The sequence below is a fragment of the Streptomyces sp. KM273126 genome, assembly GCF_004337435.2.
Classification (GTDB): domain Bacteria; phylum Actinomycetota; class Actinomycetes; order Streptomycetales; family Streptomycetaceae; genus Streptomyces; species Streptomyces acidicola.
Genome location: NZ_SJXB02000001.1, coordinates 6,228,086 through 6,243,430, shown reverse-complemented (window position 1 = coordinate 6,243,430; position 15,345 = coordinate 6,228,086). Strand labels below are relative to the sequence as shown.

The 15,345-nt window shown below is 70.8% G+C and carries 13 protein-coding genes and 2 pseudogenes; 9 read left to right on the top strand and 6 right to left on the bottom strand.

Going from position 1 to position 15,345, the window contains the following annotated elements; genetic code table 11:
• Nucleotides 1-19 precede the first annotated feature (19 nt).
• Nucleotides 20-769, bottom strand: a complete 750-nt coding sequence (locus E0500_RS26685; RefSeq protein ID WP_131557671.1) for an SDR family oxidoreductase — start codon at nucleotides 767-769, stop codon at nucleotides 20-22.
• A gap of 159 nt (nucleotides 770-928) precedes the next feature.
• On the bottom strand, nucleotides 929-1,834 hold the full coding sequence (locus tag E0500_RS26680) for an AraC family transcriptional regulator (RefSeq protein WP_131557673.1): 906 nt from the start codon (nucleotides 1,832-1,834) through the stop codon (nucleotides 929-931).
• Nucleotides 1,835-1,983: 149 nt separating this feature from the next.
• On the opposite strand from E0500_RS26680, the gene E0500_RS26675 reads away from it, so the two are divergent.
• Nucleotides 1,984-2,301 (top strand): putative quinol monooxygenase, encoded by a 318-nt coding sequence (locus E0500_RS26675; protein WP_131557675.1) that lies wholly within the window; start codon nucleotides 1,984-1,986, stop codon nucleotides 2,299-2,301.
• Between the two features lie 104 nt (nucleotides 2,302-2,405).
• Nucleotides 2,406-3,374, top strand: a complete 969-nt coding sequence (locus E0500_RS26670) for an alpha/beta hydrolase (RefSeq protein WP_131557677.1) — start codon at nucleotides 2,406-2,408, stop codon at nucleotides 3,372-3,374.
• Between the two features lie 47 nt (nucleotides 3,375-3,421).
• Here the strand turns inward: E0500_RS26670 and E0500_RS45525 are convergent.
• Both E0500_RS45525 and E0500_RS45520 read right to left on the bottom strand, forming a co-directional pair.
• Nucleotides 3,422-3,868: pseudogene (locus E0500_RS45525) on the bottom strand (site-specific integrase); the annotation flags it as partial.
• A 108-nt stretch (nucleotides 3,869-3,976) separates the two neighbouring features.
• Nucleotides 3,977-4,255: pseudogene (locus E0500_RS45520) on the bottom strand (site-specific integrase); the annotation flags it as partial.
• 541 nt (nucleotides 4,256-4,796) lie between these two features.
• Between E0500_RS45520 and E0500_RS26660 the strand changes: the two are divergent.
• From E0500_RS26660 to E0500_RS26645, 4 genes are all read left to right on the top strand, one after another.
• Nucleotides 4,797-6,164 (top strand): MFS transporter, encoded by a 1,368-nt coding sequence (locus E0500_RS26660; protein WP_131557679.1) that lies wholly within the window; start codon nucleotides 4,797-4,799, stop codon nucleotides 6,162-6,164.
• A gap of 441 nt (nucleotides 6,165-6,605) precedes the next feature.
• Nucleotides 6,606-7,688: a non-reducing end alpha-L-arabinofuranosidase family hydrolase gene (locus E0500_RS26655; RefSeq protein ID WP_131557681.1), complete on the top strand. Its 1,083-nt coding sequence runs from the start codon at nucleotides 6,606-6,608 to the stop codon at nucleotides 7,686-7,688.
• A gap of 184 nt (nucleotides 7,689-7,872) precedes the next feature.
• The gene (locus E0500_RS26650) at nucleotides 7,873-9,936 is read left to right on the top strand and encodes a non-reducing end alpha-L-arabinofuranosidase family hydrolase (protein ID WP_131557683.1); all 2,064 of its coding nucleotides are present in this window, start codon (nucleotides 7,873-7,875) and stop codon (nucleotides 9,934-9,936) included.
• A gap of 124 nt (nucleotides 9,937-10,060) precedes the next feature.
• Nucleotides 10,061-11,062 carry an NAD(P)-dependent oxidoreductase gene (locus E0500_RS26645; RefSeq protein WP_131557685.1) on the top strand — a complete coding sequence of 334 codons (1,002 nt, stop codon included), beginning with the start codon at nucleotides 10,061-10,063 and terminating at the stop codon, nucleotides 11,060-11,062.
• Between the two features lie 5 nt (nucleotides 11,063-11,067).
• On the opposite strand, the gene E0500_RS26640 is transcribed toward E0500_RS26645, so the two are convergent.
• Together E0500_RS26640 and E0500_RS26635 are read right to left on the bottom strand one after the other, a co-directional pair.
• Nucleotides 11,068-12,180, bottom strand: coding sequence for a sensor histidine kinase KdpD (locus tag E0500_RS26640; protein WP_131557687.1), 1,113 nt, complete (start codon nucleotides 12,178-12,180; stop codon nucleotides 11,068-11,070).
• Between the two features lie 2 nt (nucleotides 12,181-12,182).
• Nucleotides 12,183-12,941 (bottom strand): response regulator transcription factor, encoded by a 759-nt coding sequence (locus E0500_RS26635; protein ID WP_131557689.1) that lies wholly within the window; start codon nucleotides 12,939-12,941, stop codon nucleotides 12,183-12,185.
• Between the two features lie 126 nt (nucleotides 12,942-13,067).
• Between E0500_RS26635 and E0500_RS26630 the strand changes: the two genes are divergently transcribed.
• Genes E0500_RS26630 through E0500_RS26620 form a run of 3 tightly spaced genes read left to right on the top strand, consistent with a single transcriptional unit; the run spans nucleotide 13,068 to nucleotide 15,180 of the window.
• On the top strand, nucleotides 13,068-13,790 hold the full coding sequence (locus E0500_RS26630; RefSeq protein ID WP_131557691.1) for a glycosyltransferase family 2 protein: 723 nt from the start codon (nucleotides 13,068-13,070) through the stop codon (nucleotides 13,788-13,790).
• Nucleotides 13,787-14,404: a DUF2064 domain-containing protein gene (locus E0500_RS26625; RefSeq protein ID WP_131557693.1), complete on the top strand. Its 618-nt coding sequence runs from the start codon at nucleotides 13,787-13,789 to the stop codon at nucleotides 14,402-14,404. Before E0500_RS26630 ends, E0500_RS26625 begins: the two co-directional genes overlap by 4 nt.
• Nucleotides 14,401-15,180: a class I SAM-dependent methyltransferase gene (locus E0500_RS26620; RefSeq protein ID WP_131557695.1), complete on the top strand. Its 780-nt coding sequence runs from the start codon at nucleotides 14,401-14,403 to the stop codon at nucleotides 15,178-15,180. Before E0500_RS26625 ends, E0500_RS26620 begins: the two co-directional genes overlap by 4 nt.
• The last annotated feature ends 165 nt before the right edge of the window (nucleotides 15,181-15,345 follow it).

The window sequence follows — 15,345 nt, the reverse complement described above, 5'->3', positions numbered from 1 at the left end:
GACGTTGCCTGCTGGCTGATCACTTCGCCTGGGAGAGCGAGACCGCGTCGGGGCCGGCGGGGAATCGCAGCTGGCCGGTCGTGTCGTGCACGGCTCGCCACACTGTCTCGGCGACGTCGCTCTCCTTGGTGAACAGGTCCTGGCTCGTGAAGTCGCCCATGACCTTCTTCGCCCATGGTGCGTAGGGCGCCGGGACCAGCTCGTCCACCGAGGCGCCCTTCGTCGCGTTGGCCGCGAAGTTCGTCGTCAGGCAGGCGCCCGGCTGGACCGTCTTCGCCTGTACACCGAAGGGCGCGAGCTCGAGCGCAAGGGATGCGGTGAACCCCTCGATGGCCATCTTGCTCGCCTTGTAGAGGGCCGAGAGCGGCATGTGGCCCAGCACCACGCTGGATGTCACGTTGACCACCACGCCGGAGCCGCGCTCGCGGAACTGGGGCAGCACCGCCTGCGTCGTCGCCATCACGCCGAACGTGTTGGTCTCGAAGACCTCCCGCACTCGGGCCATGGGGGTGCCCTCGAACACGCTGATCGATGGGACGCCCGCGTTGTTGACCAGGACGTCGATGGGCCCGGCTGCCTCGAACGCCTCGGTGATGCTCTCGGGCCTGGTCACGTCGAGCTCGATGACGCGGAGCCGGTCCGACTCAGGAAGGACGCCTGGACGCGGCGTCCGCATCGTGGCGATGACGTTCCACCCCTGCGAGTGGAAGTAGAGGGCGGTCTCCCGCCCGTACCCGGATGAGGTACCAGTGATCAGAACGGTCTTCATGGTGTGCCCCTTTGCGATGTGGTGGGATCCATACGGGTGGGCAGGCATTTTCCTGCTCCACGGGAGGACCGGTGATCCCATTGAATCGCCCTGACCTGCGGAGATAGTAGAACTATCCTCGCTACTCCTTGCACGATCCTCCAATAAAGCCCACCCGGCTCAGGGCAGGAGACCTGCCGGGGCACGCACGGCCTGACGCAGGCGGGCGGCGTCCTGGCTGGGGGGCGCGCCGAACTGGCGGCGGTACTCCCGGCTGAACTGCGACGGGTTGTCGTAGCCGACGCGGTGGCCGACTCCGGTGACGTCTCCGGGGTGGGTGGCGAGCAGCAGCCGGGCCTCCTGCAGCCGGATCTGCTTCTGGAACTGGATGGGGCTCATCGCGGTCACCGCTTGGAAGTTGCGGTAGAAGGCGGAGACGCCCATGCCGGACTGCCGCGCCACGTCCTCGACCCGGAAGGGCTGCGCGTAGTGCTCGCGGATCCAGCGCACGGCCCGCGAGATGTGGCTGAGGCTGCTGTCGGCCAGGCCGAGCTGGCGAACCGTCGCACCCTGCTCGCCGGTGATCAGACGCCACAGGATCTCGCGCTTGACCAACGGGGCCAGTACGGCCCTGTCGCGGGGCTCGTCGAGCAGGCGCAGCAGCCGGACCACCGCGTCCAGCAGCGCGGCCGGAGCGTCACTGACGGCGATCCCCGACGGCGCGCCCCCGCTGCTCCGGGGGGCGTCTCCGGGCCCGGCCTCAAGCAGCAGCTCGGCAACGGCGGACGGTTCCAGGACGAGACCGAACCCCAGCGCCGGCTGCTCGGGGTCGGCCTGGGTGAACTGCCCTGTGACAGGCAGATCGACGGATGCAACCAGGTACTGCCCGGGCCCGTACTCGAACACCCTCTCACCCAGGGCGAGGCGTTTGGCGCCCTGCGCGATGACCGCCAGGAGCGTGCCGGACATCGAAGGTGCCGGCGGATCAGGGCGGTCGACCTTCGAGATGAGGACGCCGTCGACGGCGGTGGTCCAGTCGGGCCGCGCATGGCGCGCCAGCAGGGTGCGGAGTTCTTCGAGGTACATGCGTCCATTGCAGCACCATTCCGCGCCGCGGTTCCCAAAGTCGCGAGGATCGTGCAAGGACGAACGAGCATCGGTCTAACGTTTGCGCAGGTCAACCCGCTTGAATGGAATCACCGCACTCCACCATCGAAGAGGAAGAGAAGGAATCCATGATTGCCAACTACGGCTTCAGCGCCACCCTGACCGCCAGGCCCGGTATGGGCGACCAGCTCGTCGACCTGCTGCTGACCGGACTGAACGAGGGCAGCCCCGGCGCCAGCGAATACTGCCTCGTCTACCTCGTCTCCCGCTCCGCGTCCGACCCCGACGTCGTTCACGTCGCCGAAGGCTGGACCAGCGAGGAGGACCACCACCGCTGCTTCGCCGGCCAGACCGCCCAGGCCATCGTGGCGCAGATCGACCCGCTGCTCGCCAAGGACTCCGAGTACACCGACTACGTTCCGGTCCGCGGCAAATCCGCCCTCTGACTCGCCGAACACCCCACGCCCCTGCCTCTGCCGCCTCGGTGCCCACCGAGGTGGCCCCTTCCCTCGCCCGACCGTCCCGCCACCACCCACGAAAGGCAATGACCATGACCACAGCACGTCCCTCCCTCGACCCCGAACTGCATGAACTCCTGGCCGACATGCCGCTGATGTCCCAGCTCAGCCCGGAAGTGCTGGCGCAGGTACGCCCCTTCTCCTCGATACCCGTCGAACCCCTTCTCGAAGGTCGCGCTATCGACCGGCGCGAGGTCACCATTGCGAGTCCGGACGGCACCCCGATCCCCTTGTCCGTCTTCAGCCCCGCGAACAGCGATCGCACCGCTGCCGCACCCTGCGTCTACTGGATGCACGGCGGCGGGATGATCATGGGCGACCGCTTCTCACAAATCGACATCCCGCTGGAGTGGCTCGACGAGTTCGGCGCCGTCGTGGTCTCCGTCGACTACCGGCTCGCGCCCGAGTCCACCGGCACCATCCCGGTCGACGACTGCTACCAGGGACTGCTCTGGATCGCCGACCACGCCGCCGAACTGGGCATCGACCCCGCCCGGATCATCGTCGCAGGCGCCAGCGCGGGCGGCGGCCTCGCCGCCGGCGTCACCCTGCTGGCCCGCGACCTCGGCGCCCCGACGATCGCCGCCCAAGTCCTGATCGGCCCCATGCTCGACCACCGCAACACCACCACCTCCAGCCTCCAGTACTCGAACGGGCCCGGCGTCTGGACCCGCGAGATGAACGGATTCGGATGGCGCTGCCTCCTCGGCGACCTCACCGACGACGAGGTACCCGCATACGTCTCACCTGCCCTGGCCGACGACCTCGCGGGCCTACCGACCACCTACATCGACACCGGCTCCGCCGAGGTCTTCCGCGACGAGGACACCGACTACGCCACCCGCATCTGGGCGGCCGGCGGCCAAGCCGAACTCCACGTCTGGGCAGGCGGCTTCCACGGATTCGACGCCCTGTACCCGCAGGCACACATCTCGAACACAGCCCGCCGAACCCGCACCGACTGGCTCGCCCGGCTCCTGCCCACGAACCCCGCCGCATAGGTGAAGTCGACGAGTTTCGGTCGTACGCTTCAGCCTTGGCCAAGACCTCAGCGTCTGCTGTCTCCGGGCGCGAGCAGGCTGGTGACCTCGGCGATCGCCTCCGCCGAGGGGTGGAAGTAGCGCCGTACGTTCTCCGCCTTCTTGTGCCGGGACTTCGCCATCAGCATGGGCAGGCTGGCCCCGGCCTCGCCGAGGTGGGTGAGACCAGAATGGCGATATTCGTGCAGGTCCCAGCCTGTGCCCGGCACTCCGCCGACTGCGGTGTGGGCGTCGAGCAGGGCGCGGGCCTGGCCGTACGACAGCCGGACCAGCCCGGTGTCCGGGCACACGTCACGCGGCGCGAGGACCTTGCTGGGACCCGGCTTGCGGTGGGTGACGAAAACCGGCCCGCGCGTGCGGCCCTTGATCAGCCGGGGCAGCAGGCGGGCGGTGCCGGCGTCCCAGTACACGGGCTCCATGACGTAGTCCTCGCGCGGGGCACCGCGGCGGCGGGTACGCGGCTTCGTTAACGACTGTACCGATGGTCCAATACCAAGGCCGGTTCAGGGCTTCAAGATCATCCCGTGGCCCCTTCTGGGATTATCTCGGCGATCCCCCTATCCGCGCTCGACACACCAGCCCAGCCACGACAGCACCGCCGCCCGCCGGGCGTTCCACGTGTTAACCGCGGCCTCGCCCCACAGTTGTTCGAGGGCGCCGCCGATCTCGTCGTCCGCGACAGTGGCGAGCGGGCGGGCATCACCGAGGTGCTCGGCGGTCTTGCCGACGCCAATTCCGTACGACCGGAGCGTGTTCGCGTTGTCGAGCGAGTCGAGGAACACGTCGGCCGCCGCGCGGACGGTCAACGCCTTCCCGACGGGCAGTCGTACGACGGCGGGCACCGCTCCCCCCTTGCCACAGATAACGGGGCCGCTTCGTGCACAGGCCCGAGAACGTCGCCGCATGTCGTGATCAGCGATGCCGCAGATAATAGGGCGTTATCTGCGGAAGACTTCACACGGGTCCCACCGCCGACCATCCGTCAGCAGCCCACCAGGGCCGATCGGGGCTTAGCGCCGGTTTTCGTTCCGATGTTCCTCAACCCCCATCCCCGCCAAGTCCCTGTCGCTCACCGAGGCGTCATCGCCGCCCCTCAGAGCAGCCGGGCCCTCTGGCCGGCAACCCCGACACGCGCTCGTTCCGCCCGTCCGCCACGGTATCCAGGGCCCGCAGGACAGTCCGCCGCAGCCGCTGCCCGGACACATCGACATCTCCTCACACCATTGACACTCACCTGTCCCAACCCGAGACTCATGTCCGCCAGTGAATCAGATTTCACCAGGCGAACAACCCATGTTCCAGAGCCCGCTCATCGCCTTCCCGTCCCCCTCTCTCCCCCACTCATCTCCAATCTCTCCCCTCCGCTCATCTCCAAGGACGAAGATGAACCAATCCCCCGCGTCCGCCACGCTCCGTCCCCCACACACGTTCCGCTCCGTGTTCCCGGTCCTGGCCCTGTGCTGGCTGGCCGTGTTCTTCGACGGCATGGACGTCAACATCTACGGCGCCGTCATGCCGCACATGCTCGACGACCCAGGGCTCGGCCTGGCCCCGGCGAGTGCGGGCACGATCGGCAGCTGGACCACGTTCGGCATGCTCATCGGCGCGCTCACGGCCGGAAACCTCACCGACTGGCTCGGCCGGAGGCTGATGCTGGTGGCGAGCGTGACGTTGTTCTCCGTCGGCTCGGCGATCTGTGCCGTGGCAGGCGGCGTCGGCCTGTTCGGTTTCGGCCGGTTCTTCTCCGGCCTCGGCCTCGGCGGGCTCATGCCGCTGTGCCTGGCCATGGTCATGGAGTTCGCCCCGCCGCGCCGGGCGGCTCTGACCACCGGCCTGCTCATGACGTCGTACCACTTCGGGGGCATGGCGGCGACCGGGCTCGGTCTGACGCTGGCCCCGGCCGCAGGCTGGCGCTGGGTGTTCTGGGCGGGTGTGCTGCCGGCCCTGATCGCGGTGCCGCTGCTACTGGCCCTGCTGCCCGAGTCGCCGGGTGTCCTGCTGGCGCGGGGCGAGCGCGACAAGGCCGATGCCGTCGCGGACCGCTACGGGCTTCCCCGGCCCACCGCTGTCGCCGCCCCGGCGGCCGGCGCCAAGGGTCGGCTCGCCGCCGTACGGGCGTTGTTCCGCCCCGAGTCCCGCTGGGCGACTCCGCTGCTGTGGCTGGCCTCGTTCTGCGGTCTGCTGCTGGTGTACGGCGTGAGCACCTGGCTGCCGCAGATGATGCGCGCCGAGGGTTACGGCCTGAGCTCCTCCGTCAGCTTCCTCATGGTGATCAACGCGGGCGGCATCGTCGGCCTGCTCATCGCGGGCCGCACCGCCGACAAGTTCGGCGCCGTGCGCGTGTCGGCGATCTGGTTCGTGCTGACCGCCGCCGGGGCCCTCCTGCTCAAGGCCCATCTCCCGCTGGGCGTGACGTACGCCGTCGTCGCCGTCACCGGTGTGTGGCTGTTCAGCGCACAGGTCATGGTCTACGCCGCCACCAACTCCGTCTACCGCGACAGCGAGCGCGCAGCCGGCCTCGGCTGGGTCACCGGAATCGGCCGCACCGGAGCCGTCGTCGGCCCGTGGCTGATCGGCTCGCTCGCGAGCGACGGCAACCAGAGCTGGGGCTTCACCACCTTCGCCCTGGCCGGGCTCGTGGGCGCGGTCGCGATCGCCCTCGTCCCTCTCGCCCGGCGGATCGGCCGGAGCGACACCCAGGCGCCGATACCCGTCGCGGCCACGACGGGCGCGAGCACCTCGGACGCCTGACGCTCCGTCCCTCGCCGCGTTCACGGTGACCCGTACGACGACTGCGCTCAGAGCGCGTTCCGCGCACACTGGCGGCGGCGGCCGCGGCGGTGGCTCTCATCACTGCTGCGGGAGCCGCCGCCGCCCTTCCCCGCACGCCGAGGGCCACGGGCCCGAAGGGCCTCGTGCGCTTGGCGCGGCGCCGAAAACCGAATGATGCGAGGGGTATTGACGCGTGCACTGAGGCTCGTATTCTCCATCACGCCCGAAGTGTCGGCCGACGTTCGAGACTCCGAACCCCGGCTTGGTTGAAGCGGCTCGCGCTCTCTGCGCGAGCCAGGCACGACAGCACCCGCATCATCCGTACCGGTAAGGCTCTCCCCCACGCGCCACCGTGCCGGAACTCCAAGGGCGCACAGGTGTGTCCGTGCGGCGGGCCCCGACCGCTTCCTGGAGCCTTGTATGCCCGCATCCGTACGACGACGGCCTCACCCGCGCCTCCGCCGGACGGCGGCGGCCTTCGTGTCAGGCCTGGCGCTGGCGCTCGCCCTCCCCGCGCAGGCCTCCTCCGCTCAGCCCGGGCCGGAGCGGGCAGCCACCAGAGCAGCGGCAGAGCTGCCGAGCAGTTTCCGGTGGTCGTCCAGTGGCCCGCTGATCGCCCCCAAGCCCGACGCGAGTCACCCGGTGGTCTCGGTCAAGGACCCGACGGTGGTCCAGGCGAACGGGAAGTGGCACGTCTTCATGACGACCGCGAACACCTCCGGCGCCTGGAGCCTGGCCCACACGAGTTTCACCGACTGGTCGCAGGCCGCCTCGACCCCGCTGACCTACCTGGACACCAACCCCGACATCGGCACCCGGTACGCCGCGGCTCCCCAGGTGTTCTACTTCGCACCGAAGGGCGTGTGGTACCTCGTGTACCAGACCGGGCCGCCCTCGTACTCCACCAGCACGGACCCCGGCAACCCGCAGAGCTGGTCCGCACCCCGGACCTTCCAGAACGCCGCTCCGTCGGGGACGCTCGACTACTGGGTGATCTGCGACAGCGCCAAGTGCTATCTGTTCTCCGCGGACGACAACGGCCACGTGTACCGGTCGGAGACCACCGTCGGCGAGTTCCCGGGCGGCTTCCGGAACACGCAACTCGTCCTCCAGGACTCCAAGTTCGCCCTGTTCGAGGGCGGAGCCGTCTACCGCGTCCAGGGCACCGACACCTATCTGCTGCTGTGGGAGGCCATCGGCAGCGACGGCAGGCGGCACTACCGCTCCTTCACCGCCCAGGGGCTCACCGGCCAATGGCAGCCACTGGCCGCGACCGAGGCCAACCCGTTCGCCCGCAGCAACAACGTCACCTTCCCCTCCGGCGCCTGGACAGCGGACATCAGCCACGGCGAACTCATCCGCAGCGGCAACGACCAGACCATGGCCATCGACCCGTGCCGCCTGCGGTTCCTCTACCAGGGCATGAACCCTTCGGCCGGCGGGGACTACTCCCAGCTCCCCTGGCGCCTGGGGCTGCTCACCCAGACGAACAGTTCCTGCTGATCCCCCATCCGCCCGCATCTGTTCGGTCCGTCACACCAGGAGGCGGGCACATTGTCATGACTCGAACAATCGCACTGATCACGGAAGCCCCCCTTCCCGGCGCCACCCCGACGCACAAACCGCACCACCCGCACCCGCACCCGCACCCGCACCCGCACCCGCACCCAACCGTACGAGGAGAATCATGAGACTTCTTCAGCGAACACATCGGCGCCGGCTCACGGCATTAGGCATGGTGGCCGCCGGCGTACTGGCGACGTTGACCGGAACCGCGACGGCCGCTGCCGCTCCCGACGCCGTCCAGGCCTCCACCCTGGGAGCCCAAGCGGCGCAGTCCGGACGGTACTTCGGAACCGCCGTGGCCGCCGGCAAGCTGGGCGACGGCACGTACACCACGATCCTGGACCGCGAGTTCAACTCGGTCACGCCTGAGAACGAGATGAAGTGGGACACCATCGAGCGGTCCCGCGGCTCGTTCAACTTCGCCCCTGCGGACCAGATCGTCAACCGCTCCACGGCACGCGGGCAGCGCGTACGAGGCCACACCCTGGTCTGGCACTCCCAACTGCCCAGCTGGGTCAGCTCCATCACGGACGCGAACACGCTGCGCAGCGTGATGAACAACCACATCAGCACGGTGATGAACCACTACAAGGGCAAGGTCTTCGCCTGGGACGTGGTCAACGAGGCCTTCGCCGACGGCGGCAGCGGCCAGCACCGCCCCTCGGTGTTCCAGAACCTGCTCGGTGACGGCTTCATCGAGGAGGCCTTCCGCACCGCGCGGGCGGCCGACTCGGGGGCCAAGCTCTGTTACAACGACTACAACATCGAGGACTGGAACGCCGCGAAGACCCAGGGCGTCTACCGCATGGTGCGCGACTTCAAGGCTCGCGGCGTGCCCATCGACTGCGTCGGGTTCCAGGCCCACTTCGGCACCGGCGGGCCGCCGGCCGGCTTCCAGACCACGCTGTCGAACTTCGCCGCCCTCGGCGTGGACGTCCAGATCACCGAGCTGGACATCGCGCAGGCGCCGACGACCGCGTACACGAACTCCGTACGGGCCTGTATCAACGTCGCGCGCTGCACCGGCATCACGGTGTGGGGCATCCGTGACAGCGACTCCTGGCGGGCCGGGGAGAACCCGTTGCTGTTCGACCGCAACGGAGCCAAGAAGCCGGCGTACAACGCGGCTCTGACCGCGATGGGCGGAACGCCCGCAGCCGCGCCCGCTACCGCCGCGCCCACGCCCGCTGCCGCCGCGACCACGAGCACCGCCGCCAGGGCCGCAGCCGCCCTGCCCGGCAGCTACAACTGGAGCTCCAGCGGTGTGCTGATGTCCCCGAAGCCGGACTCGACGCACAACATCGCGGGCCTCAAGGACCCCTCGGTCGTCTACCACAACGGCAAGTGGCACGTCTTCGCCAGCGTCGCCGGCTCCTCCGGCTACAGCCTGGTGTACCTGAACTTCACCGACTGGTCCCAGGCGGCCTCCGCCACCCACCACTACCTCGACCGCAGCGCCATCGGCACCGGATACCGGGCCGCGCCCCAGGTGTTCTACTACGCGCCGCAGGGTCTGTGGTACCTCGTCTACCAGACCGGCAACGCCTCGTACTCCACGAACCCCGACATCAGCAACCCCAATGGCTGGAGCGCGCCCCGCAACTTCTACTCGTCGATGCCCGACATCATCCGGCAGAACATCGGCAACGGCTACTGGGTCGACATGTGGGTGATCTGCGACAGCACCAACTGCTACCTGTTCTCCTCCGACGACAACGGGCACCTCTACCGCTCGCAGACGACGCTGGGCCAGTTCCCGGGCGGCTTCACCAACACCGTCATCGCGGCCCAGGACTCCAACAAATACGCCCTGTTCGAGGCGAGCAACGTGTACAAGGTGCAGGGCAGCAACCAGTACCTGCTGCTCGTCGAGGCGATCGGCTCGGACGGACGGCGCTACTTCCGCTCCTGGACGTCCGGCAGCCTGGCCGGCTCGTGGACGCCGCTGGCCGCCTCCGAGAGCAACCCGTTCGCCCGGGCCAACAACGTCTCCTTCCCCGCGGGCACCTGGACGAGGGACATCAGCCACGGGGAGATGATCCGCGCCGGCAACGACCAGACGCTGACCATCCCCTCCTGTCGGCTCCAGTACCTGTACCAGGGCAAGGACCCGAACGCCGGCGGCGACTACAACAGCCTGCCGTGGCGGCTCAGCCTCCTCACGCAGACCAACTCCACCTGCTGACGAGCCGCGGGCAGCAGCATCCACCGCTCCTCCAGGACCGCGAGACGGCGTGGTGTCTTACGGAGGTGTGACGTGGTGGGCGTGGCCCCACGGTGGGACGGGTGCGCCGCCCTACCGTGGGCCCATGCGTGTACTGGTCACCGGCGGTGCCGGGTTCATCGGTTCCCATGTGGTGGAGGCGCTGGCGGCGCGCGGGCACGAACCCGTCGTGTTCGACGTGCGCGAGGACGCGGAATCGGACGTACGGGATCCGGAGGCGGTCGCCCGTGCCCTGTCCGGGGTGGACGCCGTGTGCCACCAGGCGGCGATGGTCGGCCTCGGCAGCGGATTCACCGACGCGGCGGAGTACGTCTCCCGCAACGACCTCGGCACCGCCGTGCTGCTCACCGCCATGGCGGACGCGGGCGTGCGGCACCTCGTGCTGGCCGGGTCGATGGTGGTGTACGGGGAGGGGCGGTACCTCTGTGCGCGGCACGGGGTGGTGCGGCCGGGACCGCGGGCCGTCACCGACCTGGCGGCCGGCCGCTTCGAGCCGCGGTGTCCGGTCTGCGGGGAGGAGTTGTCGCCGGGACTGGTCGGGGAGGACGCCCCGGCCGATCCGCGCAACGTGTACGCCACCACCAAGCTCGCCCAGGAGCATCTGGCCGCCGCGTGGGCGCGGGCGACGGGCGGATCGGCGGTGTCGTTGCGCTACCACAACGTGTACGGGCCCCGGATGCCGCGCGACACCCCGTACGCCGGGGTCGCGTCCTTCTTCCGGTCGGCGCTCGCCCGCGGTGAGGCGCCGCGCGTGTACGAGGACGGCCGCCAGCGGCGGGACTTCGTGCACGTACGCGATGTGGCGGCGGCCAACGCGGCGGCGCTGGAGGCGGATTCGGCCCTCGGTGCGCTGACCGCGTACAACACCGGCAGCGGCGAACCGCACACCGTCGGGGAGATGGCACGGGCGCTGGCGGCCGCGTACGGCGGTCCCGAGCCGGTCGTCACCGGGGAGTACCGCCTCGGGGACGTACGGCACATCACGGCGGACTCGTCGCGGCTGCGGACCGGGCTGGGCTGGAAGCCGGAGGTCGGATTCGCCGAGGGGATGCGGGAGTTCGCGCGGGCCCGGCTGCGGGGTGAGTGAACCGGTCAGTGTTCGGCTGCCGGCAGGGTCACCTCGAAGCGGCAGCCGCCGGGAATGTTGCGTACGACCGCGCGGCCCTGGTGGGCCTCCACGATCCCGCGGACGATGGCGAGCCCCAGTCCCGCACCGGCCGGAGGGGTCCGTGCGTGCGTACCGCGCCAGCCGGTGTCGAACACGCGCGGCAGATCCTCCTCGGGGATGCCGCCGCAGCCGTCCGTCACCGACAGCACGACGCCCTCGGCGGAGCGTTCGGCGGCGACCGCGACCGTCCCGTCCTCGGGTGTCCGGCGGATCGCGTTGACGAGGAGGTTGCCCAGCACCCGGTTCATCTCCTTGCTGTCCACCTCGACGGGCACCTCCTCGATGCGGTCGCCCACCAGTTTCACCCCGTGTTCCCGGGCGAGCGGGTCGGCTCCGGAGAGGGCGTCGCCCACCAGGTCGTACAGCGAGATCCGGGACGGCGTGAGGGCGAGGGTGCCGGCGTGGATACGGGACAGCTCGAAGAGGTCGCCCACCATGTCGTTGAGGCGTTCGACCTCGGTGCGTATCTGCCGCAGATAGCGGTCGGGGTCGGCGGCGACACCGTCCTCCAGCGCCTCGGACATGGCACGCAGTCCGGCGAGGGGGGTGCGCAGGTCGTGCGAGATCCAGGCGACGAGTTCCCGCCGGGAGGACTCCAGCATGCGTTCCCGCTCCCGGGACTCCGCGAGCCTGACACTGGTGGCCGCCAACTCCCGGCTTAGCGCGGCGAGTTCGGCGGTCGCGGGCCGGGACGGGGCCGCGAAGTCGCCGCCCTCGCCGAAGGAGCGGGCGGCGAGCTGGAGTTCCCGGCTGCGGGCCACCACCCAGCGACCCAGCAGCAGCGCGGTGGCCAGGGAGACCACGGCCGCCATCGCGACCACCGTCGTGACGACGGTCAGGTCGTGCGCGGACAGGAACATCGCCTGCGCCACGGCCAGCGTGCCCGCGAACATCGCGGCCACGGCCACCGCGGCGACCACCGCCAGCGAGGCGGTCAGCGAACGGCGGCGCAGCTGCCACAGCGCCGCGGCACCCAGTAGCCCGGCCGCACCGGCGCCGAGGAAGGCGAACAGGGCGATGAGGAGGGTGTCTTTCATGATCACTCCTCGCCGGAGGCCGTGGGGGCGGGATCGAAGCGGTAGCCCACACCCCAGACCGTACGGATCAGGCGGGGCCGGCCGGGATCGTCCTCGACCTTGCCCCGCAGGCGCCGGACGTGGACGGTGACGGTCGACAGGTCGCCGAAGTCCCAGCCCCACACCTCCCGCATCAGATCCTCGCGGCTGTACGCCCGGCCCGGATGGCGCAGGAGGAACGCGAGCAGGTCGAACTCGCGGAGGGTGAGGGCGAGGTCCGCGCCGTTCCTGGTGGCGCGGCGGGCGGCCGGGTCGACGGTGAGTCCGGCCGCGCTCAGCGGACGCGTCGCCGCGGGAGGCCGGGTCCGGCGCAGCACCGACTCCACCCGCAGCACCAGCTCCCGGGGGCTGAACGGCTTGGTGACGTAGTCGTCGGCGCCGACCTCCAGGCCCAGGATCCGGTCGTCCTCGTCACCGCGGGCGGTGAGCATGATGACCGGGACGGGGGCGCGTCCGCGCATCCGGCGGCACACCTCCAGTCCGTCCATCCCGGGCAGCATCAGGTCCAGGACCACCAGGTCCGGCCAGTGCGCGGCGGCCCGGTCGAGTGCCGCCGGACCGTCTCCGGCCCGGTCCACCACGTATCCGGCACGGTCCAGATAGCCCGAGACGACCTCGGCGACCGTGGGGTCGTCGTCGACGACGAGGACGCGGGCGCCCCCGGCGCCGCGGCCGACGGTCCCGCCCGCCGTCGGATCGTAAGACTGCTGCTCCTTGGCCATGGGGCCAGCCTGGCACCGCCTGCCCTTGCCCGTCCCCCTCCGAGCCGCCCAGAGCCCCGACGTCCGTGTTTCGTAAGGAGCGGCAGTCCGATATGCACCATTCGCATTCGTAAGGTGAGACCCGTGATGACCTCTTCCACGCCTGAGGACGTCGATGTCGTCCTCCCCTGCCTGAACGAGGCCGGCGCCCTGCCCTGGGTTCTTGCCCGGATCCCTCCTGGCTGGCGCGCCCTCGTGGTGGACAACGGCTCCACCGACGGCTCGGCGGACCTCGCACGCGAACTCGGCGCGACCGTCGTCCGGGAACCGCGCCGTGGCTTCGGCGCGGCCTGTCACGCGGGGCTGACCGCCGCGACGGCCGAGATCGTGTGCTTCTGCGACTGCGACGCCTCACTGGACCCGGGCCTGCTCGTGCCCTTCGTACATGAAGTGCGGGACGGCCAGGCGGACCTGGTGCTCGGGCGGCGCCGGCCACAGGGCCGGGGCGCCTGGCCCGCGCACGCCCGGGCCGGCAATCTCGCGCTGGCCCTGATGCTGCGCCGCCGCACCGGCCTGCGCCTGCACGACCTCGGCCCGCTGCGCGCCGCCCGCCGCGAGGCGCTGCTCGCCCTGGACCTGACCGACCGCCGCAGCGGCTATCCGCTGCAGATGGTCGTGCGCGCCGCCGACGCGGGATGGCGTGTCACCGAGCACGACGTCCCGTACCGGCCGCGCACCGGCGCCTCGAAGGTGACCGGGACCTGGCGCGGCACCTGGCAGGCGGTACGGGACATGAGCCGCGTCCTGGCCGACGCGCCCGCCGCGCCACCGGCTGCCGCACCCCAGGCGCAAGGAAGGCCCCGCCCTTGACCACCCTCCTCGTCATCGCGAAAGAGCCCCGGCCCGGAAGGGTGAAGACCCGGCTCACGCCACCGTTCACTCCCGTGGAGGCGGCGGCGCTCGCCGCGGCGGCCCTCACGGACACCCTGCGTACGGTGGCCGCGACGCCCGCCCGGCGCCGGGTCCTGGTCCTCGACGGGAGGGCCGGTCGCTGGCTGCCGCCCGGCTTCGACGTCGTACCGCAGTGCGCGGGCGCCCTCGACGAACGGCTGGCCGCGGCCTTCGCCGACTGTGCCGGCCCCACCCTGCTGATCGGGATGGACACCCCGCAGGTGACACCGGAGCTGCTCACCGTGGACCTCGACGAAGGCGACGCCTGCCTCGGTCCCGCCGAGGACGGCGGCTTCTGGGCCCTGGGGCTGGCCGATCCGGACCCGGAGCTGCTGCGCGGAGTCCCGATGTCGACGCCCACCACCGGCGCCGCCCAGCGCGACCGGCTCGTCGCCGCCGGTCTGCGCGTCCACGATCTGCCCCGCCTGCGGGACGTCGACACGGCCGCCGACGCCGAGGCTGTCGCCGCCGAGGCACCGCACACCCACTTCGCCGCGGAGCTGGCCCGGCTGCGAGCGGTCGGCGGCCGATGAGCACGGCGCACGAAGCGACGGCGCGGGACAGCGCGAAGCGCCCCTGGTCCGCCGACCCCTACGCCGACGCCCTGCGGACCGGTCGCGGACCCCTCTTCCTGCGCCGCAGCGACGGGTGGCTGCTGCCCCTGGACGTGGAACGGTGGTGTGCCCGCGCCGACACCGTGGACCTGGCGGTCCTGGACCGGTGCGAGGGTGCCGTGCTCGACGTGGGATGCGGGCCGGGACGGCTGGTCGTGGAGCTCGCCGCCCGGGGCCGGTCCGCGCTCGGCATCGACGTCAGCGAGGCGGCGGTCGCCCACACCGCGGCGCTCGGGGGGAGGGCCCTGTGGCGCTCGGTCTTCGAACCGCTGCCCGGCGAGGGCCGTTGGAACACGGCCCTGCTCCTGGACGGCAACCTCGGCATCGGCGGCGACCCGCGGGCCCTGCTCCGCAGGCTGGCCGAGCTGTTGCGGCCCGGCGGCCTGCTGATCGCCGAGACGGCCCCGGCGGACGTGGACGAGCGCGTCGAGGTCCGCCTCGTGTACGGCACCGACGCCCGGGGCTCCGCCGACGCCCTGTTCCCCTGGGCCAGGCTCGGCACCCCGGCACTGCTTCGGTACGCCGGCCCGCTGGGCTGGAGTGCCGACGATCAGTGGACGGCCGGGGGCCGCTGCTTCGTCGCCCTGCGCAGCCGAAGCACCAGCAGCAGCGCCGAGCCGCCGAAGAGCACCGCCGTGATCAGCAGCCAGCGGGTGAAGAAGCCCTCCGCGGACAGTCCGGTGACGGGCTCGTAGCTTTCCGCCACGCGACCGCTGATCAGCGGGAACCACACGAGCAGGAGAAGCCCGGACAGGGTGGCCGGAACGCGGACGTACATCGTCCGCTCCCGGTGGCCGACGGCGCCGAACACACCGGCGACGGCCCGGTCCACGGCCGCGTACAGCGGCAGAAACACGAGG

Excerpts from the sequence above, each read along its gene's own strand:
- E0500_RS26685 (WP_131557671.1), bottom strand. The coding sequence starts at position 769 with ATGAAGACCGTTCTGATCACTGGTACCTCATCCGGGTACGGGCGGGAG.
- E0500_RS26680 (WP_131557673.1), bottom strand. The coding sequence starts at position 1,834 with ATGTACCTCGAAGAACTCCGCACCCTGCTGGCGCGCCATGCGCGGCCC.
- E0500_RS26675 (WP_131557675.1), top strand. The coding sequence starts at position 1,984 with ATGATTGCCAACTACGGCTTCAGCGCCACCCTGACCGCCAGGCCCGGT.
- E0500_RS26670 (WP_131557677.1), top strand. The coding sequence starts at position 2,406 with ATGACCACAGCACGTCCCTCCCTCGACCCCGAACTGCATGAACTCCTG.
- E0500_RS26660 (WP_131557679.1), top strand. The coding sequence starts at position 4,797 with ATGAACCAATCCCCCGCGTCCGCCACGCTCCGTCCCCCACACACGTTC.
- E0500_RS26655 (WP_131557681.1), top strand. The coding sequence starts at position 6,606 with ATGCCCGCATCCGTACGACGACGGCCTCACCCGCGCCTCCGCCGGACG.
- E0500_RS26650 (WP_131557683.1), top strand. The coding sequence starts at position 7,873 with ATGAGACTTCTTCAGCGAACACATCGGCGCCGGCTCACGGCATTAGGC.
- E0500_RS26645 (WP_131557685.1), top strand. The coding sequence starts at position 10,061 with ATGCGTGTACTGGTCACCGGCGGTGCCGGGTTCATCGGTTCCCATGTG.
- E0500_RS26640 (WP_131557687.1), bottom strand. The coding sequence starts at position 12,180 with ATGAAAGACACCCTCCTCATCGCCCTGTTCGCCTTCCTCGGCGCCGGT.
- E0500_RS26635 (WP_131557689.1), bottom strand. The coding sequence starts at position 12,941 with ATGGCCAAGGAGCAGCAGTCTTACGATCCGACGGCGGGCGGGACCGTC.
- E0500_RS26630 (WP_131557691.1), top strand. The coding sequence starts at position 13,068 with ATGACCTCTTCCACGCCTGAGGACGTCGATGTCGTCCTCCCCTGCCTG.
- E0500_RS26620 (WP_131557695.1), top strand. The coding sequence starts at position 14,401 with ATGAGCACGGCGCACGAAGCGACGGCGCGGGACAGCGCGAAGCGCCCC.